The following is a 22587-nucleotide window of genomic DNA, read 5'->3' as shown; positions in this document are numbered from 1 at the left end:
TGCCTGAACTAAGGTGGATTCAATGACCTCCCCTCCCCGCCTGCCGGTGCTCGCAGGCCTGCCGCTGGCCGTGGGTTCCGGCCTTGCCATCCCAGTCCAAGGGCGCATCAACGGGGCCCTGGGTGCCCGGCTCAATGACGGAATCGCCGCCGCGGCCGTGAGCTTCAGCACAGGGCTGCTGGTCATGATTGTCATTTCGCTGCTCCTGCCGCGCGGCCGGGCCGGGCTGGCAAGCATCCTCCCGGCGGTCCGCAACCGCGCCTTTCCCCGCATCTACGTGGTGGCCGGCGCCATCGGCGCATTGTTCGTCTTTGCCCAGTCCTTCACGGTGGGCATCCTGGGCGTAGCCCTGTTCACCGTGGCCACCGTGACCGGGCAGACCGTAAGCGGCCTGCTGGTGGACCGCCTTGGAATCGGGCCGGCCGGGAAGAAATCCGTCACCGGCATCCGGATCATCGGCTGTGTCCTCACCATCGCCGCGGTGGCATGGGCGGTGTCGCCCCGGTTCAGCGGCGCGGGAGCCGGCGGCTCCGACGGCGGTCCCGCTTCCCTGCTGCTTCCCATCCTGCTGCCTGTGGCCGCGGGCTTCCTCATGAGTTTCCAGCAGGCCATGAACGGCACCGCCACCGTCCACTACGGCACACCAATCGCGGCAACGCTGGTCAACTTCGTGGCCGGCTGCACCGTGCTCTGGGCCGCGCTGGCGGTGAAGCTGGCGGTGGCCGGTCCCGCCAACCCGCTGCCGTCCGAATGGTGGTACTACCTGGGTGGTCCCATGGGGTGTGTCTTCATCGGCCTCGGCGCCCTCCTGGTCCGCAGCCTGGGCGTGCTGGTCACCGGGCTGGGCATGATTGCCGGGCAGTTGCTGGGCTCGCTGGCCCTGGACCTTGCGCTGCCCACGCCGGGTACCGTCGTGGCTCCGGCCACCGTCCTCGGGACCCTGCTGACCCTCGCCGCCATTATCCTGGCAACCCTGCCCTGGCCGCGGGGCGCGCTCCGGAGGCAGCGGCCGGTACGCTAGGACACGAGCTTTCCACCATCTTCCTTCATTCGCCCCGGCGGGCAGCCCACTGTGCCTCCAGGCATACGGCGGCCGGGGCCCGACAACCCGCGGACCGCACCCAGCGGCCCTGTAGAAATTGGAGTTACCCCATGGCAGCAAAATCCGTCCTCGACCAGGTCATTTCCCTCTCCAAGCGGAGGGGCTTCGTGTTCCAGGCCGGTGAGATCTACGGAGGTTCGCGTTCTGCCTGGGACTACGGCCCCCTCGGCGCGGAACTGAAGGAAAACATCAAGCGCCAGTGGTGGCAGTCCATGGTCCGCGGCCGCGAGGACGTGGTGGGCCTGGACTCCTCGGTGATCCTGCCCCGCCAGGTCTGGGAAGCCTCCGGCCACGTCGAGGTTTTCTCCGACCCCCTGGTGGAGTGCCTCTCCTGCCACAAGCGCTACCGCGCCGACCACCTCGAGGAAGAGTACGAGGAAAAGAAGGGCCGTCCCGCCGAAAACGGCCTGAAGGACATTGCCTGCGCCAACTGCGGCACCCGCGGCCAGTGGACCGAGCCGCAGGAGTTCTCCGGCCTGCTCAAGACCTACCTGGGCCCGGTGGCCAACGAGGAAGGCCTGCACTACCTGCGCCCCGAAACCGCCCAGGGCATCTTCGTGAACTTCAACAACGTCCTCACCACCTCCCGCAAGAAGCCGCCGTTCGGCATCGGCCAGATCGGCAAGTCCTTCCGCAACGAGATCACGCCCGGAAACTTCATCTTCCGCACGCGCGAGTTCGAGCAGATGGAAATGGAGTTCTTCGTGGAGCCCGGCACCGACGAGGAATGGCACCAGTACTGGATGAAGGAGCGCATGGCCTGGTACACCGGCCTGGGCATCCGCGAGGAGAACCTGCGCTTCTTCGAGCACCCCAAGGAGAAGCTCAGCCACTACTCCAAGGGCACCACGGACATCGAGTACCGCTTTGGTTTCCAGGGCTCGGAGTGGGGCGAGCTGGAAGGCATCGCCAACCGCACCGACTTCGACCTCTCCACCCACGCCAAGGCCTCCGGCACGGACCTGAGCTACTTCAACCAGGCCACCAACGAGCGCTACACCCCGTACGTGATCGAGCCCGCGGCGGGCCTGACCCGGTCCTTCATGGCGTTCCTGGTGGACGCCTACACCGAGGATGAGGCTCCCAACGCCAAGGGCGGCGTGGACGTGCGCACCGTTTTGAAGCTGGACCCGCGCCTGGCCCCGGTCAAGGCCGCCGTCCTGCCGCTGAGCCGCAATGAGGACCTGTCACCGAAGGCCAAGGACCTCGGCGCGCAGCTGCGGAAGAACTGGAACATCGACTTCGACGACGCCGGGGCAATCGGCCGCCGCTACCGCCGCCAGGACGAGATCGGCACCCCGTTCTGCATCACCGTGGACTTCGACACCCTCGAAGACCAGGCAGTCACCATCCGCGAGCGGGACACCATGAGCCAGGAGCGGGTCTCCCTGGACAAGGTGGAGGGCTACCTGGCCGCACGCCTGATCGGCGCATAGCAGTGGCCATCGAATACCGCGAGTGGCGGGACGGCGACGACCTGTCGCTCCTGGAAATTTGGGGCGACCCGGACACCGCGCAGGCCCGGCAATTCCGCGGCGCCCTCGCCGTGTCCTCCAACGGGAGGGACGGATCCCCGTGGCGGCGCTGCATCGTGGCGGAGGACGTCATTGACGGCGTGGGCATTGCGGTGGCCGCCGGCGTCGTCTATGAAGCGTCACTGCACCCGGAACGCCTCTGGTGCTACATCGAGGTGGCCCGCGACCACCGCCGTGCGGGCATCGGGGCCAGCCTCCTGGCCATGCTGCGGCGCGAAGCCGAACACGCGCCGTCGGGCGTCAGCAAGCTGCGCGCAAAGGTGGAGCCCGGCAGCGCGGGTGCCGCCTTCGCCGAAGCGTTCGGCCTGGCGCCCATCCAGCGTTCCCGCCTTGTGGTGGTGGAGCCCGGCGCCCTGCGGCTTCCGGTGTTCCCGGCCAAGGACGGCGGCGGCGCGGCCAGCGGCGAGAACGCCGGCTCCGACGTCGTGATGGACCTTGCAACGGGATCCGTGGAGCTGACCGACGTGGTGGGCAGGTATTACACCTCCATCCACGGTTGGGACTCTCCCGGCGTCCTGTCCGTGGGGCAGGTGCAGAAGCTGTTCCTGGACGAACTCACCGGAGCCCACGGCGCCATTGTGCTGCGGGCCCAGCCTGAATCCGCATTCGGGGGCGGGGGTTGCCCCCAGCAAGAAGGGCCGCATCCGGGCCTTCGCTGTCAGCTACGCTGCCCCGGCTGACCCGGACGCCGCACCGGGGACTGATGCTGCCGGACCCGAAACGCCCACCGACGTTTTCGTGGGTCACGAGCCTTCGCTGGATGCTGATGATGCCGCTGAGGCCGTCCGCGACATGCTGGCCCTGATCGCCTACCAGCACCCGGTCATGCTGGAACTGGACGATTCCATGACCGCCCTGCGTGCCGCCGTCGAACCCCTCCTGGACAGTGGCAAGGCACGGCTGGCGGGCGCGGAAACCCTGGTGGTCTCGGACTAAGCCGCCGCTACCCAACCAGGTCGCAGCAGATGTCGTTATGGAGCTCCATTCCGACATCTGCTGCGACCTAGTTGCGGGGATTACGACGGCGGCCCGCGGCTGCGTCGGCTGCGTCGAGCAGCTGCCGCTCGGCGTCCGTCGGGGCGCTCCCACCCAAGTGCGCAGGCATCCACCACGCGTCGGATCCGGGATCGAGCGGGAAGCCGGCGATGCAGCGGTCGATTCCCGACTGCAGGGTGCTGCGCAGCATGTCCGTGGCCGCCTCCGCGTCGCTGCCTGGCGGAAACATCATGGGTTCGTCCATGTGGACCCGCACCGGGGCGCGCCAGCTGCGGCGCAGCGAAAAGCCGTGGCCGCGCGTCAGTACCCGGTGCGCGCCCCAGACAGATACCGGAATCACCGGTACGCCTGCCTCGGCAGCCATGCGGACTGCGCCCGTGCGGCACTCGCGGACGGTGAAGCTGCGGCTGACCCCCGCCTCCGGGAACACGGCAAGGTACTCGCCATCGCGCAGCTTGGCCACCGCAGCGTCATAGGCATCCGAACGGTCCGTGTATCCCACCACGACGTGGCCGCTTGCGCTGATGGCAGGGCCGGCAAGCCAATGATCCGCCGCTCCCTGATGGACCAGGAACCGAAGCTGCGCACGGGCGTGCCGCCACAGGAGCAGCTCGAGCACGGCGAAATCCAGGTAGCCGAAATGCGTGACGGCGAACACCGCACCCTTCCCGGGATCCACCCGCCGGGACGGCCCGCTGAGCGCTCCCTTGTCCGGCAGGTGCTCCAGGCCCGTTGCCTGGATGTCCAGGCGCAGGGCCCAGCGCAGGAACTGCCCGGTCCGGACGATCAGCCGATAGAACCGGTCGTTGGACGGCGGACGCCAGGGCATGCCGAAAACTCCTAAAGGGTGACCTGGACGGATGAGTCCGGCAGCAGCTGCGAGAAGGCCGGCGACGGCCGGACCGGGGCGCCGGTGCTCTCCGCAAAGGACTTGATGACGAAGCCGGTGGCGAGGGTCTGCCACACGCGGACCTTGCGGAGCATGAAGTGCCCTACGCCCTTGAGTGCCACGTACTGCATGCTCCCCGCATCTGCAGAGGCCCGGCGGGCGAAGGCAAGGGACTGCGAGGGGCTGGTCATGTGGTCCGTGGTGCCGTGGATGATGAGGACTTTCCTGCCGGCGACGGCGGTGGCGGGAGTTGCCGGGCTGAGCCACGGAGCGAGCGCCACCACGGCCTCCACCTGGGGGTGGTCCGCTGCACATACCGCAGTCAGGCCGCCCATGGAGTGGCCCAGCAGGAAGACCGGAACGTCCGGGTGGCGTTCGGCGATCTGCCGCAGCGCCCAGCGGGCGTCCTGCAACGGGGACATGTCAGGGCCGTTCCAGCCGCGGACGCTGTTGCGCAGGGACCAGACGGCCAGTCCGTGCTTCCGGCCGGCGCGGTGCAGGTGCCTGGCGAAGGGAATCATCCGGGCCGGGCTGAGGTGCCGGGCCTCCACCGGGTCCCGGCTGTGGGCCTTGCCCCCGTGAAGCACCAGGACCACGCCCCTGGTGTCACCTGCTGCTTCGAGGACACTCAGGACAGGCTGATGGGCGGGTGTGGCCGTCACCTGGCCCGACTGCACTCCGCCTTCGGCGGCCCCGCGAATTCCTGCCCCGCTGCCGCTTCCCGGCGTATCACGGTTGTCCATGCCTGGTTCCTCCCCATCCCGATGGTCCATTTATAAACCCTATGGCGGCCCACGTAGAGTTCAACGTATGAGGTTGTACTGCTGATGGGCGCCGGTCACTCCCACGCTTCCTTGGATCATTCGGAGCCGACGCCCCAGGCGATGGCTGCCCGCAGCAAGGCGAACCGCATCCTTGCCGCGGTGCTCATTCCGCTGGCGCTGCTGACCCTGGCCGGGATGGCCGCTTTGTGGCCGTCCGGCAGCAAGGAAGGTGTCTCGCTGGCCAACCCCTATTCCACGGCCCCCGGGGTCACTTTTGATACGGGCACCATCCAGAACGTGGTGACCGAGAACTGCACGCAGGGCCTCAGCCAGCAGGGCGCAGGCCAACAAGGCAACAGCCAGCAGGGAACCGGCCAACAGGGTTCCGCGCAGCAGCCGCCGGGCCAGGGCTCGGACTGCACCTTCGCCTTCACCGAGCCGGACAAGGGTGGAAGCCCGGTGAAGGTTGTCATCAACCCGGACGTGGCCTCCTCCCACGGGGTTAAGCCCGGGGACCAGATCCGGTACCTAAACCTCTCCAATGCCCAGGGGGCCACGGGGTCGCAGGGCTCCCCGGCGTACATCTTCGTGGACTTCGTCCGGACGCTGCCGATTGTCCTGCTTGCCGTGCTCTACGCGGCGGTGGTCATCGCCGTCGCCAGGTGGCGCGGACTCCGGGCCCTGATCGGGCTGGTGGGGGCCTACTTCGTACTCGCAAACTTCCTGCTCCCGGGCCTGGTGGAAGGCAAGCCGCCGCTGCTGCTGGCCCTGGTAGGTTCCACCGTGATCATGATCGGGGTGCTGTACTTCGCCCACGGATTCTCCGCGCGCACCTCCACGGCCCTCCTGGGGACCATCTTCGGCCTTGCCATCACCGCCCTGCTGGCAGCCTGGGCCACCAATGCCGCCAACCTCGCCGGGGTGGGCAGCCACGACGCGGCCACCCTGGTCAACACCTCGGCAAACATCTCCATCTCCGGCGTGATCCTCTGCGGACTCATCATCTCCGGCCTGGGTGTCCTCAACGACGTCACCATCACCCAGTCCTCGGCGGTGTGGGAACTCTACGAGCTGGCACCGGCCAGCAGCGCCCGTAAGCTGTTCACCTCGGCCATGCGGATTGGCCGCGACCACATCGCCTCCACCGTGTACACCATCGCCTTCGCCTACGCCGGCGCCGCACTGCCGATCCTGATCATCGTCATGCTCTACGACCGGCCGTTGATGGACACCCTCACCAGCGCCGAGCTCTCCGAAGAGGTCATCCGGACCCTGGTGGGTTCGATTGGGCTGGTCCTGGCCATCCCGGTCACCACCCTGATCGCCGTGCTCGTGGTGAAGGCCACCGGGATCAAGGCGCCAGACGCCGTACCAGTGACCGGTGCGGTGCGGGACGGAAAGCCGGGTACAAGGCACGACGACGGGCACGTCCCTACGGACGGCGTCACGGACACGGGGGCGCTCGCCGCCGCCGCGCTTGAGGAACGCACCCGGCGCACCGCCGTCGAACCTGCGGACCAAGTCCCCAGCCGGCGCGGTCGCCGCGCCGACCGCGGCTGAAGACCTTCCCCTGGACGGCTGTCCAGCTGCTGCTACTGGAAGTCGGCCAGCCAGAGATCCGGGCCGAAGACTTCGTACTGGATGTCCTTGGGCCGGACGCCCGCGCCCACCAGGGCGGTCCGGACGGCCTGCATGAAGGGCACCGGGCCGCAGAGGTAATATTCGGCGTCGGATGGCAGCTGGACATCCTTGATGTTCATGAATCCCGAGCGCACGGTCCCGCCCGCATCGGAGGTGGAGGATTCGGTGCCGTCCGGATCGAGGAACCACGTATTCAGGGACGCATCAGGCAGTGCGGCAAGGTCCGCCGCCACCTGGTTCCGCAGCGCGAAGGAGGCAGGGGAGTCGTCCGCGTGCAGGAACATGACTTTCCGCTGCGAGCCGGCCTTCACCAGGTGGGACAGCATGCCTGCCATGGGAGTGATCCCGATGCCCGCGCTGGCCAGCACCACGGGCCGGTCCGTGTATTCGAGCACAACGTCGCCGAAGGGCGCCGAAAGGGTGACTTCATCGCCCACGTCGACGTGGTCGTGGAGGAGGTTGGACATCTCGCCGTCCGGCTTCCCTTCCGTGCGCACGCGCTTGACGGCGAAGCGCCGGTGCTGCCCGTCGTCGGCCTGGTTGAGGCTGTACTGGCGGGGCTGCAGGACGCCGTCGGGCATCTCCATCCGGAGGGTGACGTACTGCCCGGGCAGGGAGGGCTTGACCTCACGCTCGTCGGTGCGCTCCACGACGAAACTGGCAACGTCGCCGGTTTCCTGGATTTTTTCGGCCACCCGCCACGTGCGATACACGGTCTCCGGGCTCAGCCGGACGGCGTCGTAGAGGCCACGTTCCTTGTTGATGAGCATGTTGGCCATGAGCCAGTAGACCTCGTCCCACGCCGCGGCCACTTCCGGTGTCACTGCGTCGCCGAGGACATCCACGATGGCCCACATCAGGTTGTCGTGCACCACCTGGTACTGCTCGGGGCTCAGGCCCAGGGACACGTGCTTGTGCGCAATGCGGGACAGCAGGTGGTCCGGCAGGTGCGTGGGGTCGTTGACGAGGAAGCCGGCAAAGGCGGCGATTGACCCGGCCAGCGCCTGCTGCTGCCGGCCGTCGGCCTGGTTTCCTCGGTTGAATAGGCCGTTGAGCAGTTCGGGATGTTCCTCGAACATGTGGCCATAGAAGCGGGAGGCGATCTCCTGGATGTTTTCGCCGACGACGGGAAGGGTCGCCTGGATCACGGGGTATGCGGTGTCTGACAGCACGGTGATCTCTCCTCTGAAGGCAGGCCCCCTGGCAAGGCCCGGTTCCACGACACGCTAACAGCCGGGCCGAAACCCCCGACAGGCCCTTCGGCACTGGCGGGAAACGCCCGATTTGCCCGGCTTTGCAACAATGGACAGGTGACTGTTGCAGCAACTCCTCCCGCCCCCAAGCTGGAACTCCCGCCCCTGAAGCTGGGACCCATCACGGTTGACACCCCGGTGATCCTGGCCCCGATGGCCGGCATCACCAACTCAGCCTTCCGCAGGCTCTGCCGTGAGTACGGCGGCGGCATGTATGTGGCGGAGATGGTCACCTCCCGTGCGCTGGTGGAGCGGACCCCCGAATCCCTGCGGATCATTTCGCATGACGACGACGAGAAGGTCCGCTCCGTCCAGCTGTACGGCGTCGACCCCGGCACCGTCGGCGCCGCCGTCAGGATGCTGGTGGAGGAGGACCGGGCGGACCACATCGACCTCAACTTCGGCTGCCCCGTTCCCAAGGTGACCCGGCGCGGCGGCGGGTCCGCCCTGCCCTGGAAGATTGATCTCTTCACCTCGATCGTGCAGACCGCCGTCAGGGAAGCCGCCAAGGGCAACATTCCGCTGACCATCAAGATGCGCAAAGGCATCGACGATGACCACCTGACGTACCTCGACGCAGGCCGCATCGCCCGCGATGCCGGCGTGGCAGCCGTCGCGCTCCATGGCCGCACCGCCGCCCAGTTCTACTCCGGCAAGGCGGACTGGTCCGCCATTGCCCGGCTCCGTGAGGCGCTCCCCGACATCCCGGTGCTGGGCAACGGCGATATCTGGTCCGCAGAGGACGCCGTCCGGATGGTGCGTGAGACTGGCGTGGACGGCGTGGTGGTTGGGCGCGGCTGCCAGGGCCGGCCCTGGCTCTTCGGCGACCTGCAGGCGGCATTCGAAGGCAGCGACGTCCGCCACCGGCCCAACCTGCGGCAGGTGGCCGAGGGCGTTTACCGCCATGCCGAACTGATGGTGGAAACCTTCGGCGACGAAGGCAAGGCGCTGCGCGAGATCCGCAAGCACATCGCCTGGTACTTCAAGGGCTATGTGGTGGGCGGGGAACTGCGCACCCGGCTTGCCCTGGTCACCAGCCTGGAGGTGCTCCGGGACACCCTGGCCGAGCTGGACCTGGATTCGCCCTATCCCGGAGTGGACGCCGAGGGACCGCGCGGCCGTGCCGGCTCGCCCAAGCGCCCTGCCCTGCCCAAGGACTGGCTGGACTCCCGGGCTCTGAACGATGACCAGTCCCGGGACATCGCAGCTGCCGAACTGGATGTTTCCGGTGGCTGAAACACCGACGGCAGGAACTCCCACCGCCGCCCTGGCGCTGCCCGGGTACGATCTGCACGATTCCGCCCGCTGGGTGGAGGAGCCGCCCAAGAGCACCTACCGTTCAGACTTTGAGCGGGACCGTGCCCGCGTGCTGCATTCCTCGGCCCTGCGCCGGCTGGGCGCCAAAACCCAGGTGGTGGCACCGGACACCGACGACTTCGTCCGCACCCGCCTCACCCACAGCCTGGAAGTGGCCCAGGTGGGCCGCGAACTGGGCCGTGCCTTGGGCTGCGATCCCGACGTGGTGGACACCGCCTGCCTCAGCCACGACCTGGGCCACCCGCCCTTCGGCCACAACGGAGAATCGGCGCTCAACGAGGTGGCGCATGCCATTGGCGGCTTCGAGGGGAACGCCCAGACCCTCCGCCTGCTCACCCGCCTCGAACCCAAGGTGCTCACGGCTGACGGCCGGCCCGCCGGGCTGAACCTGACCCGCGCAAGCCTTGACGCGGCGTCGAAATACCCGTGGTCCGCCCTGGAAGCCCCGGTGATCCACGGCCAGCGGACCAGCAAGTTCGGCGCGTACGAGGACGACCTGCCCATCTTCAACTGGCTCCGGGAGGGTGCTCCGGAGCGCCGGACCTGCCTGGAAGCCCAGGTGATGGACCTGGCGGACGACATCTCCTACTCGGTGCACGACGTGGAGGACGCGATCGTTGCCGGCCACTTCCAGTTGCGCTGGATGGACAACCCGGACCACCGCGCCCGGGTGGTGGGCTACGCCAAGCAGTGGTACCTGCCGCACAACGACCCCGCAGCCATCGATGCCGCACTCGCCCGGCTGGAGGCCACAGACGTGTGGGTGCGCGAGGCGGACGGCAGTCGCAGGTCCATGGCGGCCCTGAAGAACATGACCAGCCAGCTGATCGGCAGGTTCTGCCAGAGCGCCCTGGAAACCACCCGCGCCGTCTACGGGCCGGAGAACCTCACCCGCTATAACGCCGAACTCATGGTTCCGGACGAGACCGTCATGGAAATCGCCGTGATGAAGGGCCTTGCCACCACCTTCGTGATGACCACTGAACACCGGCAGCCCATCTACGAGCGCCAGCGGGAGGTGCTCCACGCCCTGGTGACGGCCCTCAGCGCCACGGGGGACCGGCACCTGGAACCGATGTTCGCGGCGGACTGGCGGGCGGCCGACGACGACGGCGCGCGCCTTCGCGTGGTCATCGACCAGGTGGCGTCCCTCACCGACGGTTCCGCCCTGGCCATGTACGAGCGCCTGGTGGGGAGCCTGCCCTCGCTGTGGTGAGGAACGCTGTGGTGAGGAACGCAACAGGGTGCCGGCCGCCGTCGTACCGTGGGCCACGAAGGTCGGTGCCCGGGACTAGGATTGCTCTGTGCCTGGGCTGATCAAACGTGAAGATATCGACGAAGTACGCCAGCGCACGGACATCAAGGAAGTTGTGGACGGCTACGTCACGCTCAAGGGTGCCGGGCTGGGCACTTTCAAGGGCCTGTGCCCCTTCCACGACGAGCGCTCGCCGTCCTTTACCGTCCGGCCGCAGGTGGGCCGCTACCACTGCTTCGGCTGCGGCGAGGACGGCGACGTCATCGCCTTCGTCCAAAAGCAGGACCACAGTTCCTTCCAGGAAGCCGTGGAAAAGCTGGCCGCCCGCATCGGTTACGAGCTCCGCTATGAAGACGGCGGAACCGGGCCCAACCGCGAGGAAGTGGGCCGCCGCCAGCGGCTGCTGGACGCGCACAAGATCGCGGACGAGTTCTTCCGCGCCCAGCTGCTCACCCCCGGCGCCGCCGAGGCCAGGAACTTCCTGTTTGGCCGGGGCTTCGACAGGGCAGCGGCGGAACACTTCGGCTGCGGGTATGCGCCGCAGGGGTGGGACGCCCTCCTCAAGCACCTTCGGGGCCGCGGTTTCACCGACGCCGAGCTCAAGCTCACCGGGATGTTCAGCGAGGGCAACCGGGGGATTTATGACCGTTTCCGCGGCCGCCTGATCTGGCCCATCAAGGACATCGCCGGCGACACCATCGGCTTCGGCGCGCGCAAGCTCTACGAGGACGACCAGGGCCCCAAGTACCTCAACACCCCGGAAACCACCCTCTACAAGAAGTCACAGGTCCTGTACGGCATTGACCTCGCCAAGCGCAGCATCGCCAAGGACCGCCAGCTGGTGGTGGTGGAGGGCTACACCGATGTGATGGCCTGCCACCTTGCAGGAATTACGACGGCGGTGGCCACCTGCGGCACGGCGTTCGGCACCGAGCACATCAAGATAGCCCGCCGGCTGTTGTCAGACGACGGGACCGGGGGAGAAGTGGTGTTCACCTTCGATGGTGACGCCGCCGGCCAGAAAGCGGCCCTCCGGGCCTTCGAGGAGGACCAGCGGTTCACGGCGCAGACCTACGTGGCCGTGGAACCCACCGGGGCCGATCCCTGCGACCTCCGCCTCAGCCGGGGGGATGAAGCCGTGCACGCCCTGATCCAGTCCCGGCGTCCGTTGTTCGAGTTCGCCATCCGCACCACACTGAAGCAGTTCAACCTGGACACCGTGGAAGGCCGCGTCCAGGGCCTGAAGGCATCCGTGCCCGTGGTGGCGGCCATCCGCGACGCCTCCACCCGGACCGGCTACTGCCAGGCGCTGACCGGCTGGCTGGGCATGCCGGACCCCAACGAGGTCCTGCGCATGGTTACCGCGGCGATCAAGCGCGGCGAAGCGGGACGTCCCCCCGCCACGGGCCAACAGCAGGCGGGAGGTGCCAACCCATCCACGGCCCACTCCGGCGCCTCCCAGGCCGGGGGACCCGGCGTAGCTGCCGGGCCGGCGTCGGGCGCTGTCCCCTCCTATCACCGCCCCGATCCGCGCGACCCCGTGGCCTCGATGGAACGGCAGGCCCTGGAAGTGGCGCTGCAGCAGCCCTCACTGCTGGCAGGCGGGTTCTGGGACCGGTTCGCCGCCGCCGGGTTTGCCACCCCGGCCTTCCAGGCCGTCCATGACGCCATGCGGGCCACCGGGCCCGGGCTTGTGGGGGATCCCGTGCGCTGGGTGGAACACGTCATGCACGAGGTCCCGGAGCCGCTCCGGCCCCTGGTCTCGGAGCTTTCCGTGGTGCCGCTGCCGGCGCACACGGAGGAAGCGGTGCTGAAGTACTGCCGGGACATCCTGTCCAGGCTGTTCGAGCTCCAGATCACCCGCGTCAAAGCGGACAAGATGGGCCAGCTGCAGCGCCTCGACGCCGCAGCGGACCCGGAAACCTACCAGCGGCTCAACCGCGAACTGATGATGCTGGAAATGGAACGCCGGGCCCTGCGGGCGGAGTCGTAGGCGGCGCCTGCTCCGCAGAGGGGTGGCAGGCGGGGTGGCAGAGGTCACTGCCGGCTCGATTTCGTTTCCGCCGCAGGTGTTTGCTAGGCTAATACCCGCTTCATTCCTCCTTAGCTCAATTGGCAGAGCATTCGACTGTTAATCGAAGGGTTGCTGGTTCAAGTCCAGCAGGAGGAGCTTCCAATCCCCGTTCCGGCCTCCGGAACGGGGATTTTTTGTATCCGGGAAGGGCTGTTTGGGCCCGCAAAACCGCCGATTTCCCTTGTGCCGGAATCCTTTGCTAATGTCATACCTGCTTCATTCCTCCTTAGCTCAATTGGCAGAGCATTCGACTGTTAATCGAAGGGTTGCTGGTTCAAGTCCAGCAGGAGGAGCGCTACGAAAAATCCCCGTCCCTCCACTTGGAGGAACGGGGATTTTTTTATTGTCGCGGGCGGGGAAGCTTGGCTAGACGAAATCCATCTCCACCTGCAGGAACCTTTCGGCCTCGGCGATGGCTGCCTCGAATGACTCCTTCTCGGTGGGCGACTTCCGGGGTTCGCGCGGACTCCATTCATGCGGCGCGGAGTGGATCCTCACAAAGCCTGCGTCAGGCGGGGCGTAGAAAATCCCGAAGCGCTGCACCGGCCATTCAGGCGACGTCTCCGGCGCCACCAGCAAAGCTGCATTGAAGGCGGGGTTGAACCATTGGGCAATGGGCCTGCGCCGGTCTTCGGTGAACAGCCCGGCCGCGTACAGCGCCGCCGACTGCTGTCCCGCCTGCGCACACAGCCGCTCCCACCACAGTGGCAGGATCCGGGCGTCGCACCGTTGCCAGGTGGCCGGAAGTGGCGGTTGGTTCTGCCAGTTGGGCACGGGATCATTTTATCCCCGGACGCAGCCGCAGGGCAGGGAAAGCCGCCCGGTGAGGCAAAACAATCAGCGGCGCTTCCGGGGCCCGCCGTTCTTTGGTCCGGGCTTCCTTGGTCCGGGATTCACCCGGTAAAGGAGGGCGGCGCCTGCCAGTAGTCCCAGGACGATCCCCATGGCGGGGTTGCCAAGGGCGCGGCCGGCAAAATAGCCGACGACGGCGCCAAGCACCGCCCCGAGGAAGAGTCCCCTCCCGTTGCGGTGCGGCTTGGGGCTCATGGGCTGCCTTTCAAGGAAAGTCCGGCTTCAGCGGATCGACGGGCTGTCGGTTCATTGAACTCAGTGGATTGACGGGACCGCGCGGGGCCGCACCACCAGCCACAGGGCGGCGATGGCCAGCAGGATGCACACCGCCTGCACCGCACCCATCGGCGCGGCGCTGGTGATCCCCACCCAGCCCACCACGGGGGAGATAAGTCCGGCCATGAGGAACGTGGCGGCACCCAGCAGCGACGCCGCCGTTCCGGCCTGTGCTGCATGGCCTGCCAGCGCCAGCACCTGCACGCAGGGGAACATGAAGCCCGTACCCATGATGTAGAACCACAGCGGGACCATGACGCCCCACAGCCCCAGGCCCGCGCGGTCGAACACCACGATCAGCAGGGCCATCAGGAACATCCAGGCGGTGGCGCCGGCCAGGATCCATTGCGGCGGGACGATCCTGATCAGCCGCGCGCTGGTCTGCACCCCTGCCACAATGCCCAGGGAGTTGATGCCGAACAGCAGCCCGTACTGCTGGGCGGAGAATCCAAACACGTCCTGGAAAAGGAAGGGCGAGGCCGACAGGTAGGTGAAGAGGCCGCCGAAATTGAAGCCGGCCACCATCAGCAGACCCACGAAGATCCGGTCGCTGAAGAGGGTCTTGTAGCGCTGGCCGGCCGTCATGCCGCTCTGGCCCCGTTTCTCCGGCGGAAGGGTCTCACGCACCAGGAGCAGCGCCGCCACGATCACCAGCGTCCCGTAAGCGGCGAGGAACACGAAGATGCCCGGCCACGGCATCACCAGCAGCAGCTGCGAACCGATGACGGGGGCAAGAATGGGTGCCAGCCCGTTGACCAGGGACATGCGGGAGAACATCCGCACCATGGCATACCCGGAGAACAGGTCGCGCACCATGGCCATGGCCACCACGCCGCCGCCGGCCGCGCCCACTCCCATCAGCACACGGAAGATCCCCAGGGTGGTGATGTCCGCGGACAGGGCGGCGCCAAGGGATGCAGCGATGTGGAGTGCCGTGGCCAGGATCAGCGGGGTCCGCCGGCCGAACCTGTCGCTGAAGGGACCCACCACCAGTTGCCCGAACGCAAAACCGACCGTGGTGCCGGCCAGGGTGAGCTGTACCTGCGCCTCGGTCACCCCCAGGCTTGCCTCCAGCGCGGGAAAGGCCGGCAGGTACAGGTCGATGGTGAACGGGCCGAGGGCCGTGAGGGCGCCCAGGAGGAGGATGTACAGGAGCTTCCGGCGGCGGCTCAGCAGGTCGCCCGGATTGGGGGGATTGGTCACGGAGAACAATCCTAGGCCCGGCCAGGACTGTTTTTGCAGCGTTGTAGGCCGCGCCGTCCGGCAAGCCCCCAAGTTCGCCCTGAACCTGAATGGTAGTTTTGGTGGCGTGGACTGTGCGGCTGCACATTTCCGCAGTAAACGGAAGCAGTATCGACCCATGAGACCAGTAAGGCGGAACCGATGAGCGGACGTCACAGCGGGCGTACCAGTCCGGGATTGCGTATCACTGCGCTGCCCGGGACGGCAAGAGTCCTTTTCCGGTTGGCGCCCCGCCAGCTCAATGACGAGATCGCGTTCGCCAAGATCGAACTCAAGCGCAAGGGAATCCAGGTAGGCGTGGCCGCGGCCTTCTTCGCCGTGGCGCTCCTCTTCCTTGCGTTCCTGGTGGTAGGCCTGATCGTCGCAGCCATCATGGGCCTGGCCACCATCATGCCCGCGTGGCTGGCGGCCCTCCTGGTGTCCGCCGCTTTCCTGTTGATAGCCCTCATCGGTGGACTGGTTGGGGTCGCACGGTTCAAGAAGGCCATGCCGCTGATGCCGGAGGAAACCATCCGCGGCATCAGGCACGACATCGGTGTTGCCCGGGAAGGGTCCGCCTTCAACCCGGCTGTCCTGGACCCGGACAGCCCCGAGGCGAAGGCTGCGAAGGCCGCCAAAGCCGAAGCAGCGGCAAAGGCCAAGGCCGAGAAGGCAGCGAAGGCTGCCGAGCACGACAAGGAATTCCCGCACGCCTCCGAACCCGAGCTTGTGCACCGGCTGAGCCAGCGGCGCCACCACCTCACCGAGGTCCGCGACGAACTCGGCACGGAGCTGGACCTCAAGACCCAGGCCCGCTACGTGCTGGCCGTCGCACAGGTCAAAGCCCGCGAGGGCCAGGTGCTGGCGCAGCGCGGCGTGGATGCGGCGGGCCAAAGGCTTGCAGCGTTCTCCGGATCGGCGGACCTGTCCAAGCGGTGGAAGCCGCTGACAGCTTTCGTGGCGGCCGGAACCGTCCTGGTGGTCCTCCTTCGAAAGCTGCTCCGCTCCAGCTAGGCCAGTTCAGTGCACAACGTTCCAATGGACGACTCATAACCGAAAGACCGCGATGCGGCGCAGGAAGGAGAGGGGACGGGTGAAGTTTATTGGTGCAGGTGCCCGCCCCGGCCGTCCGCCGGTGGACCACGACATCGTCTTCACCATCCCCAACCTGCTCACCGTTGTGCGGTTCATGGGCGTCCCGCTTTTCATGTGGCTCGTCCTGGCCCAGAAGGAGTACGGGGCCGGCGTGATCGTCCTGGCCGTCATGGCCGGCACGGACTGGATTGACGGCTACATCGCCCGCCGGTTCGACCAAGCCTCAAAACTCGGCAGGGTCCTCGACCCGATCGCCGACCGGCTGGCACTGCTGGCCGTCGCCTTCACCCTGGTGATTGCCGGCGTCGTGCACTGGCTGTACCTGGCCGCCCTGGTGGTCCCGGACGCCGTGCTGCTGGTCCTGACGCTTTCCTTCTTCCGGGGGCACCCGGATCTTCCGGTCAGCGTGGTGGGCAAGGTCCGGACCGGGCTGCTCCTCCTGGGCACTCCGCTGCTGGTCCTCTCCCGCCTGGATACCGGCTTCGCCGAGGAGCTCTTCGCCGCCGCGTGGGTGGTGCTGGGGCTGGGCCTTGTTGGCCACTGGGTCGCTGCGTACAACTACTTCTGGGCCATCCTGCGAAAGGGCAGGGAACTGAAACAGCACGACGGCGGGAACGGCTGATGGTTTGGGTTGCCGTCGGCCTGGCGGTGCTTGGCGCCTTCTGCCTGGCCCTGGGTGCCCAGCGCCAGGGCAGTGCCGTCAAGGCTGACACCGGCGGCCTTGCCCTGAGTTCCAACGGATTCCTGCGCCTCCTGCGCAATCCCCGGTGGATGTTCGGGCTCCTGCTGCTGTGCACCGGAATGGCAATGAACGCCGTGGCGCTGGTCTCGGCCCCGCTCACTGTGGTCCAGCCCATCGGCGCCATCGCCCTGGTGATCACCACAGTGGTCAACGCCCGGGACCAGGACCTGACCATCAACCGTGCCACCGCCGTGTCCATCGGCGCCTGCGTCACCGGCTCAGCACTCTTTGTCCTCCTCGCGGTCAACGTCACCCAGGAGAGCCACCATGTCAGCCTGGCGGACGAGCTCACCATCGTGCTGCTGCTCGCCTTGGCGGTAGGCCTGTTCGGCACGCTGGCGGTGATGTTCAGGCACCGCATGAACGCGTTCGTCTACGTCCTGGGCGCCGGCATCCTGTTCGGCTTCGTTGCGGTGCTCACCAGGATTATCGGCAAACACCTCCTGGACCCCAACGGCCTGTTCCTGCTGAACGTGCAGTGGTACTCGGTAGTGGCCATCATCGCCGCCGGCGTCCTCGGCTCCTGGTTCGTCCAGAGCGCCTACTCCACCGGCCCCCCGGACCTGGTGATTGCCGGACTCACGGTCGTCGACCCCATGGTGGGCATTGCCATCGGCATCATCATCCTGGGCGAACTGCGCCCCGATGTCCATGCCGTCATGGCTATTGCGATGGGAACGGCGGCCTGCCTTGCTATCGTTGGGGTTATCGCCCTTTCCCGGCACCACCCGGAGGTCACCAAGCGCAAGAAGGACGCGCGGAAGGCCGCCGGCAGGCCGTCCCACTAGCCAATTCCCGCACAGACCAGCTATCCCACGAAGCCCCGGCGCCCTGCGCCAGCGGCCAACCGTGCTGCCAGTTCCACGCTGTCCGCACCGTGACCATCAGGAGTACTCCACATGACCACGCCAGCCGACCAGCATCCCCTGACCATCCTCATCGCAGCGGACACCTACCCGCCTGACGTCAACGGCGCAGCGCAGTTCGGATACCGCCTGGCCAAGGGAATGACTGCCCGCGGGCACAACGTCCACGTCCTGGCGTCCCGCGACAGCAAGGGGAAGAGCTTCACGGAGTTCCGCGAGGAAGCAACTGTGCACCGGCTCCGCTCGCACAAGGCCTTCACCCACGAGACCTTCCGCCTCTGCTTCCCGTGGGAAATCAAGAAGGAAATCAGCCTGCTCTTCGACCGGGTTAAGCCGGACGTGGTGCACATCCAAAGCCACTACATGATCGGCGAGCACGTACTCTACGAAGCGGTGAAACGCGGCGTCCGGGTGGTGGCCACCAACCACTTCATGCCCGAAAACCTCAACCCCTTCCTGCCGTTCCCGCAGTGGTTCAAGGACATCATCGGGCGTGTTTCCTGGAAGGACATGGGCAAGGTCATGGGCCAGGCCGACGTCGTCACCACGCCCACGCCGCTGGCCGCCAGGGCCATGCACGAGCACGCCTTCCTCCGCAAAGTCCTGCCGCTGTCCAACGGCATCGACTCAGCAGCCTACGAAGTCCAGCCCGGCGAGCACATCGAGCCGCATGGGAACCCCACTGTGCTGTTCGCCGGACGCCTGGCCGAGGAAAAGCATGTTGACGTACTCATCAAGGCCATCAGCAAGACGCCTCCCGAATTGAACGTGCACCTGGAGATTGTGGGCGGCGGGGAAGTGCGCACCGCCCTGGAGGACCTGGTGCGCCGGCTTGGGCTGGAAAGCCGGGTAAAGTTCCTGGGCCTTGCCAGCGACGAGGAACTGCGGAGGGCCTACATCCGGGCGGACCTGTTCTGCATGCCCGGAACGGCCGAACTGCAGTCGCTGGTGACGCTCGAAGCCATGTCCGCCTCCACTCCTGTGGTCCTTGCGGACGCCATGGCCCTGCCGCACCTGGTGCGCGACGGCGAGAACGGCTACCTGTTCACACCCAACGACAGTGATGACCTCGCCAAGAAGATCACCCAGGTCCTGGAGCTGCCCAAGGAGCAACAGCGGGCCATGGGCCGGGCCAGCCGCCAGATGGTGGAGCCGCACAGCATCCAGGGGACGCTGCAGACCTTCGAGGACTTGTACCGCGGCGCCACGTACGAGGACAAAGTGGTCTGAACCCTTTCCCGGGTTTGCTAGAGTGTTTCTGCCCTGCCGGAGCGTGCCTGTTTGGCCACGTGCCCACGGGGTTTGGGGCTATAGCTCAGCTGGTTAGAGCGCGGGACTCATAATCCTAAGGTCCTCGGTTCAAGTCCGAGTAGCCCTACCGCAGTAACAGGCCCACTTCCCTTCATTTGCAAGGGAAGTGGGCCTGTTCTATTTCCTGCAGCCGGTGTTGCTTGACAAAATCCTCGCTTCGAGTGCTCCCTGCTTTTCTTAGGCGTTCCCCGAGGATGGATCGTTTTTGGATAGTTCCGGACGGGGTGAGAGGGCTCTCCCGCCCCGAAGCATCAAGGGAGTGGCCGGTTGGACGCCCCGGATGATTGTTCTTTTGGTTCCCAGCGACTCACCATCGGCGGTTTTCCGGACGTCCTGGCATTTCACCCAGCACGTTACTTGTTGGAACACGTCATCCGTCCACGCGACATTGACCCAGTCCTGATTGCGATGGTTGGCGCAGCCGTGGACCTCGACCGTGCCGCCGACTTTCAGGGGCACCTTGGCGATGATCTTTTGGTTCTCCGCCGTAGACGAACCTCCGGACGCTCCCAGGGGCCAGCTCCGGCCGTGGGTCGGTGTGCTCATACTTCGCGCCGTCCTGAACGCAATTGGTTTGATCCTCGAAGAGCGCCATAGGACCCACTTAGCCACTCAGAACCACATGCATGTCGTTGTGGCATTGGGGGAATCAAGTAGAGGAGCGGGACCGATCCGAGTACTTGCTACTCGGGAGAACGAACTACTTGTAATGCTTGAATTAAGTGCCGGCGAGGAGAGTACCTTCCGAGACCCAGGACTCAACCCCAGCCCCCGCCGGCACCAATACTTATTAGCCGGAGGTTCGACGTGGACGTATTCGCATTCCTTGAAGCACGCATCCGCGACGATGAGGACGCTGCCCGTTGCGGCTTTTTGACCTCCGTGCCCACTGCTATTTTCCCGGGTGGGCCCGTCAGCAGTCGAGGCACGGAGCTCTCGCCCCCGATGCGACAACGGGTCTTGAATGAGTGCGCTGCCAAGCGTGCAATTTTGCTGCACTGCATGCTGCACTGCAGCGATTCCGGCGTCGAGGTCCTTGCAGTGCTTGCCCGGGTCTACAAGGACCACGCGGACTACCAGGAGACCTGGCCGTCGCACCGCATGTCGCAGTGGCCACCCCAAAGTGGGCATGCTGCATACACATAAGCGAGCGCCCCACCTCCGAAGAGGTGGGGCGGATTGTCCTAGAAAGGCAAGGGCGTAGGGGTCCACAGGACTGTGAGGGTGGCAGTGATGACAGCGGCCGGGATGTTCAGGGCGAGCATTATGGTGGCCGTCTGCCACCGGATCTTTCGATCGTGAGCACGCTGCTCGTAGGTGACCTTGCTGATTGTTTGCACCACATTTTAGGGAGACAGCGCCTTCCACCAAGGGAGCGTCTTCTTATAAACCTCTGCAACCTTCTTGGCAGAGTCGACTTGCTCCATGGGTGCAAAGTCGAAAACCTGAATGGCGCCTAGATCGACGGTTTTCTTGGATAACTCCGCCTCCTACGGTATGTTACTGGTCAGTAACATACCGTGCTCCGCTCCGCGGCATGGTCAGCGCTGATCATCAAAGAAGGTACCCATGGCCACCTCCGCAGCCGATCTCCACGAACTTCCCTACGCCGACGGGGACTTCTATGCCTTCGAGCAGCTCCTCTCCGGGAAGGAGCAGGACCGGCTCACCGAAGTCCGCGAGTTCCTGGCGCGCGAGGTTAAGCCCATTGCGGTGGACTGCTGGAACCGCGGCGAGTTCCCCGCGGACCTGGTGCCGAAGCTTGCCGGCCTGGACCTGGCCAGCCCGGTCCGTCGGCAGGGGTACTCCAACCTCTTCGCGGGCATGCTGCATGCCGAGGTCACGCGCGCCGATGCCTCCATCGCCACCTTCCTGGGCGTACACGACGGGCTGTTCACCGGTTCCATCGAGTTGCTGGCCTCCCAGGAGCAGAAGGACGAGTGGCTTCCCGACATCTACTCGCTAAAGAAGATCGGCGCCTTCGGCCTGACTGAACCGCTGGGCGGCAGCGATGTTGCCGGCGGGACGCGCACCACGGCGCGGAAAGAGGGCGACAACTGGATCCTCAACGGTGCAAAACGGTGGATCGGCAACGCCACCTTCTCGGACTGGGTGGTGGTGTATGCCCGGGACGTCGCCGACAACCAGGTCAAGGGCTTCATGGTGGACACCAGGCTCGACGGGTTCAGCGCGGCAAAGATCGAGAACAAGATCTCGCTGCGCACCGTCCAGAACGCCGACATTGTCCTGGCGGACGTGGTGGTGCCGGAGCACTTCAAGCTGGCGAACGCCAACAGCTTCCGCGACGTCAACAAAGTCCTCAAGGTAACCCGGCTGGCTGTCGCCTGGCAGGCCGTCGGGCTCCAGCTTGCCGCGTTCGACGTTGCCCGCCGCTACGCCGTGGAGCGCCACCAATTCGGCCGGCCCCTGGCCTCCTTCCAGCTCATCCAGGACCAGCTGGTCCGGATCCTGGGAAACACCGTCAGCTCGATGGGAATGATGGTCCGGCTGTCCCAGCTGGAGGACGAGGGTGCGGCCAAGGACGAGCAGTCCGCGCTTGCCAAGGCCTACGCCACGGCGCGCATGCGGGATAGCGTGGCGCTGGGCCGCAGCATCCTTGGCGGCAACGGAATCGTGACCGACTTCGAGATGGCCAAGATCTTCGCCGACGCAGAGGCCATCTACTCGTACGAGGGCACGGCTGAAATCAATACCCTGGTGACGGGCCGGGCCATCACGGGCATCTCCGCCATCGTCTAGCTTCGATCCTGGGTCCGCTGCGTCACGGCGGGCCCGGCAGCGGAAGCAGGACGGACGGGCGAAGGTCCAGGACGAACTGCAGCGGATTGACGTATTCGTCCCCGTTGCGGACCCCCCAGTGCAGGCACTGGGCCGCGGGGCAATGTCCCGGCAGCACCGTCCCGACCACCTGGCCCGCCGCAACGGCTTCGCCCACCGTCAGGGTGCTGTCCACGGGTTCGAAGCTGCTGCGCAGCCCGCCGCCATGGTCAATGGTGATCACAGGCCTGTCCACCACGACGCCGGCGAAACTCACCGTTCCCGCCGCAGGCGACATAACGGGGGCTCCGGGTGCGCCGAAACCCAGGTCAACGCCGCGGTGCCCGCCGAGCCAGGGCTTTGGCGGGGGATCGAAACCGCGCAGCACCGGCGGGCGCGGCGCCAGCGGCCACTGCCAGGAAGGCGCTGCACCCGCTGCGGCAGCCGCCGTCGTACTGTTTCTCTGGGAGACGGTGCTGTGCGTGACGGTGCTGTGTGTGACGGTGCCATAAGGGAGGGCCGGACCGGCGGAGGCAACGGATGCCGGCAGGAGCAGGAGCGAGGCCAGGAGAACTGGTGGTTTCATGTCACCAGCCTGCAGGGCTCCGTACGGTACCGGC

20 protein-coding genes, 3 tRNA genes and 1 pseudogene are annotated in these 22587 nt (G+C 66.5%); 16 read left to right on the top strand and 8 right to left on the bottom strand.

Annotation, left to right across the window (positions count from 1 at the left end; genetic code table 11):
- The first annotated feature begins 22 nt into the window (after nt 1–22).
- From QFZ60_RS13740 to QFZ60_RS13730, 3 genes and pseudogenes are all read left to right on the top strand, one after another.
- Complete coding sequence (locus tag QFZ60_RS13740; RefSeq protein ID WP_307091102.1) at nt 23–1021, top strand: DMT family transporter; 999 nt, start codon at nt 23–25, stop codon at nt 1019–1021.
- A 131-nt stretch (nt 1022–1152) separates the two neighbouring features.
- Entirely contained in the window at nt 1153–2538 is a 1386-nt protein-coding gene (locus QFZ60_RS13735) for a glycine--tRNA ligase (RefSeq protein WP_056338595.1), read from the top strand.
- Between the two features lie 2 nt (nt 2539–2540).
- Nucleotides 2541–3573: pseudogene (locus QFZ60_RS13730) on the top strand (GNAT family N-acetyltransferase).
- Between the two features lie 67 nt (nt 3574–3640).
- On the opposite strand, the gene QFZ60_RS13725 reads toward QFZ60_RS13730, so the two are convergent.
- Nucleotides 3641–4462 (bottom strand): 1-acyl-sn-glycerol-3-phosphate acyltransferase, encoded by an 822-nt coding sequence (locus tag QFZ60_RS13725; protein ID WP_307091100.1) that lies wholly within the window; start codon nt 4460–4462, stop codon nt 3641–3643.
- A gap of 11 nt (nt 4463–4473) precedes the next feature.
- Nucleotides 4474–5265 (bottom strand): alpha/beta hydrolase, encoded by a 792-nt coding sequence (locus QFZ60_RS13720; protein WP_307091098.1) that lies wholly within the window; start codon nt 5263–5265, stop codon nt 4474–4476.
- Between the two features lie 141 nt (nt 5266–5406).
- Between QFZ60_RS13720 and QFZ60_RS13715 the strand changes: the two genes are divergently transcribed.
- Nucleotides 5407–6846 (top strand): YibE/F family protein, encoded by a 1440-nt coding sequence (locus QFZ60_RS13715; protein ID WP_307091096.1) that lies wholly within the window; start codon nt 5407–5409, stop codon nt 6844–6846.
- A gap of 32 nt (nt 6847–6878) precedes the next feature.
- Here the strand turns inward: QFZ60_RS13715 and QFZ60_RS13710 are convergent, their stop codons facing one another.
- On the bottom strand, nt 6879–8099 hold the full coding sequence (locus tag QFZ60_RS13710) for a globin domain-containing protein (RefSeq protein WP_307091093.1): 1221 nt from the start codon (nt 8097–8099) through the stop codon (nt 6879–6881).
- Nucleotides 8100–8237: 138 nt separating this feature from the next.
- Here QFZ60_RS13710 and dusB point away from each other — a divergent pair, with 138 nt between their 5' ends.
- The 5 genes from dusB to QFZ60_RS13685 all read left to right on the top strand — a co-directional run bounded on the left by dusB (nt 8238) and on the right by QFZ60_RS13685 (nt 13119).
- On the top strand, nt 8238–9416 hold the full coding sequence (gene dusB, locus QFZ60_RS13705; RefSeq protein WP_307091092.1) for a tRNA dihydrouridine synthase DusB: 1179 nt from the start codon (nt 8238–8240) through the stop codon (nt 9414–9416).
- Complete coding sequence (locus QFZ60_RS13700; RefSeq protein WP_307093316.1) at nt 9400–10713, top strand: deoxyguanosinetriphosphate triphosphohydrolase; 1314 nt, start codon at nt 9400–9402, stop codon at nt 10711–10713. Before dusB ends, QFZ60_RS13700 begins: the two co-directional genes overlap by 17 nt.
- 88 nt (nt 10714–10801) lie before the next feature.
- Nucleotides 10802–12745: a DNA primase gene (gene dnaG, locus QFZ60_RS13695; RefSeq protein ID WP_307091090.1), complete on the top strand. Its 1944-nt coding sequence runs from the start codon at nt 10802–10804 to the stop codon at nt 12743–12745.
- A gap of 104 nt (nt 12746–12849) precedes the next feature.
- Nucleotides 12850–12922, top strand: a tRNA-Asn gene (locus tag QFZ60_RS13690).
- A 124-nt stretch (nt 12923–13046) separates the two neighbouring features.
- Nucleotides 13047–13119 (top strand) — tRNA-Asn (locus QFZ60_RS13685).
- Nucleotides 13120–13192: 73 nt separating this feature from the next.
- Here QFZ60_RS13685 and QFZ60_RS13680 read toward each other — a convergent pair.
- From QFZ60_RS13680 to QFZ60_RS13670, 3 genes are all read right to left on the bottom strand, one after another.
- Nucleotides 13193–13600: a hypothetical protein gene (locus tag QFZ60_RS13680; RefSeq protein ID WP_307091088.1), complete on the bottom strand. Its 408-nt coding sequence runs from the start codon at nt 13598–13600 to the stop codon at nt 13193–13195.
- A gap of 63 nt (nt 13601–13663) precedes the next feature.
- Nucleotides 13664–13873 carry a hypothetical protein gene (locus QFZ60_RS13675; protein WP_307091086.1) on the bottom strand — a complete coding sequence of 70 codons (210 nt, stop codon included), beginning with the start codon at nt 13871–13873 and terminating at the stop codon, nt 13664–13666.
- A 60-nt stretch (nt 13874–13933) separates the two neighbouring features.
- Complete coding sequence (locus QFZ60_RS13670) at nt 13934–15157, bottom strand: multidrug effflux MFS transporter (protein ID WP_307091084.1); 1224 nt, start codon at nt 15155–15157, stop codon at nt 13934–13936.
- Nucleotides 15158–15337: 180 nt separating this feature from the next.
- Here QFZ60_RS13670 and QFZ60_RS13665 point away from each other — a divergent pair, with 180 nt between their 5' ends.
- From QFZ60_RS13665 to QFZ60_RS21700, 6 genes are all read left to right on the top strand, one after another.
- A complete protein-coding gene (locus QFZ60_RS13665; RefSeq protein ID WP_307091083.1) occupies nt 15338–16189 on the top strand; it encodes a phage holin family protein in 852 nt (283 codons plus the stop codon).
- A 79-nt stretch (nt 16190–16268) separates the two neighbouring features.
- Nucleotides 16269–16892 (top strand): CDP-alcohol phosphatidyltransferase family protein, encoded by a 624-nt coding sequence (locus tag QFZ60_RS13660; RefSeq protein WP_307091081.1) that lies wholly within the window; start codon nt 16269–16271, stop codon nt 16890–16892.
- Complete coding sequence (locus QFZ60_RS13655) at nt 16892–17800, top strand: DMT family transporter (RefSeq protein ID WP_307091080.1); 909 nt, start codon at nt 16892–16894, stop codon at nt 17798–17800. Before QFZ60_RS13660 ends, QFZ60_RS13655 begins: the two co-directional genes overlap by 1 nt.
- A gap of 111 nt (nt 17801–17911) precedes the next feature.
- Nucleotides 17912–19108 carry a glycosyltransferase gene (locus QFZ60_RS13650; protein ID WP_307091078.1) on the top strand — a complete coding sequence of 399 codons (1197 nt, stop codon included), beginning with the start codon at nt 17912–17914 and terminating at the stop codon, nt 19106–19108.
- 74 nt (nt 19109–19182) lie between these two features.
- A tRNA-Ile gene (locus tag QFZ60_RS13645) sits at nt 19183–19256 on the top strand.
- Between the two features lie 740 nt (nt 19257–19996).
- Complete coding sequence (locus tag QFZ60_RS21700; protein ID WP_373427683.1) at nt 19997–20335, top strand: DUF6221 family protein; 339 nt, start codon at nt 19997–19999, stop codon at nt 20333–20335.
- A gap of 38 nt (nt 20336–20373) precedes the next feature.
- On the opposite strand, the gene QFZ60_RS13640 is transcribed toward QFZ60_RS21700, so the two are convergent.
- The gene (locus tag QFZ60_RS13640) at nt 20374–20529 is read right to left on the bottom strand and encodes a hypothetical protein (RefSeq protein ID WP_307091077.1); all 156 of its coding nucleotides are present in this window, start codon (nt 20527–20529) and stop codon (nt 20374–20376) included.
- A 229-nt stretch (nt 20530–20758) separates the two neighbouring features.
- On the opposite strand from QFZ60_RS13640, the gene QFZ60_RS13635 reads away from it, so the two are divergent.
- The gene (locus tag QFZ60_RS13635) at nt 20759–21949 is read left to right on the top strand and encodes an acyl-CoA dehydrogenase family protein (RefSeq protein ID WP_307091075.1); all 1191 of its coding nucleotides are present in this window, start codon (nt 20759–20761) and stop codon (nt 21947–21949) included.
- A gap of 22 nt (nt 21950–21971) precedes the next feature.
- Here QFZ60_RS13635 and QFZ60_RS13630 read toward each other — a convergent pair whose 3' ends face one another.
- Complete coding sequence (locus tag QFZ60_RS13630; RefSeq protein ID WP_307091074.1) at nt 21972–22553, bottom strand: M23 family metallopeptidase; 582 nt, start codon at nt 22551–22553, stop codon at nt 21972–21974.
- Between the last annotated feature and the right edge of the window lie 34 nt (nt 22554–22587).

Origin of the sequence: Arthrobacter sp. B2I5 (assembly GCF_030816735.1) — a bacterium.
In the GTDB taxonomy this organism is placed as follows: Bacteria; Actinomycetota; Actinomycetes; order Actinomycetales; family Micrococcaceae; genus Arthrobacter.
This window is presented reverse-complemented; position numbering and strand designations above follow the sequence as displayed.

Coding starts and splice junctions, on each gene's coding strand:
- QFZ60_RS13650 (WP_307091078.1), top strand. CDS start 17,912: ATGACCACGCCAGCCGACCAGCATCCCCTGACCATCCTCATCGCAGCG.
- QFZ60_RS13665 (WP_307091083.1), top strand. CDS start 15,338: ATGAGCGGACGTCACAGCGGGCGTACCAGTCCGGGATTGCGTATCACT.
- QFZ60_RS13725 (WP_307091100.1), bottom strand. CDS start 4,462: ATGCCCTGGCGTCCGCCGTCCAACGACCGGTTCTATCGGCTGATCGTC.
- QFZ60_RS13630 (WP_307091074.1), bottom strand. CDS start 22,553: ATGAAACCACCAGTTCTCCTGGCCTCGCTCCTGCTCCTGCCGGCATCC.
- QFZ60_RS13740 (WP_307091102.1), top strand. CDS start 23: ATGACCTCCCCTCCCCGCCTGCCGGTGCTCGCAGGCCTGCCGCTGGCC.
- QFZ60_RS13720 (WP_307091098.1), bottom strand. CDS start 5,265: ATGGACAACCGTGATACGCCGGGAAGCGGCAGCGGGGCAGGAATTCGC.
- QFZ60_RS13635 (WP_307091075.1), top strand. CDS start 20,759: ATGGCCACCTCCGCAGCCGATCTCCACGAACTTCCCTACGCCGACGGG.
- QFZ60_RS13715 (WP_307091096.1), top strand. CDS start 5,407: ATGGCTGCCCGCAGCAAGGCGAACCGCATCCTTGCCGCGGTGCTCATT.
- QFZ60_RS13700 (WP_307093316.1), top strand. CDS start 9,400: ATGTTTCCGGTGGCTGAAACACCGACGGCAGGAACTCCCACCGCCGCC.
- QFZ60_RS13735 (WP_056338595.1), top strand. CDS start 1,153: ATGGCAGCAAAATCCGTCCTCGACCAGGTCATTTCCCTCTCCAAGCGG.
- QFZ60_RS13655 (WP_307091080.1), top strand. CDS start 16,892: ATGGTTTGGGTTGCCGTCGGCCTGGCGGTGCTTGGCGCCTTCTGCCTG.
- QFZ60_RS13675 (WP_307091086.1), bottom strand. CDS start 13,873: ATGAGCCCCAAGCCGCACCGCAACGGGAGGGGACTCTTCCTCGGGGCG.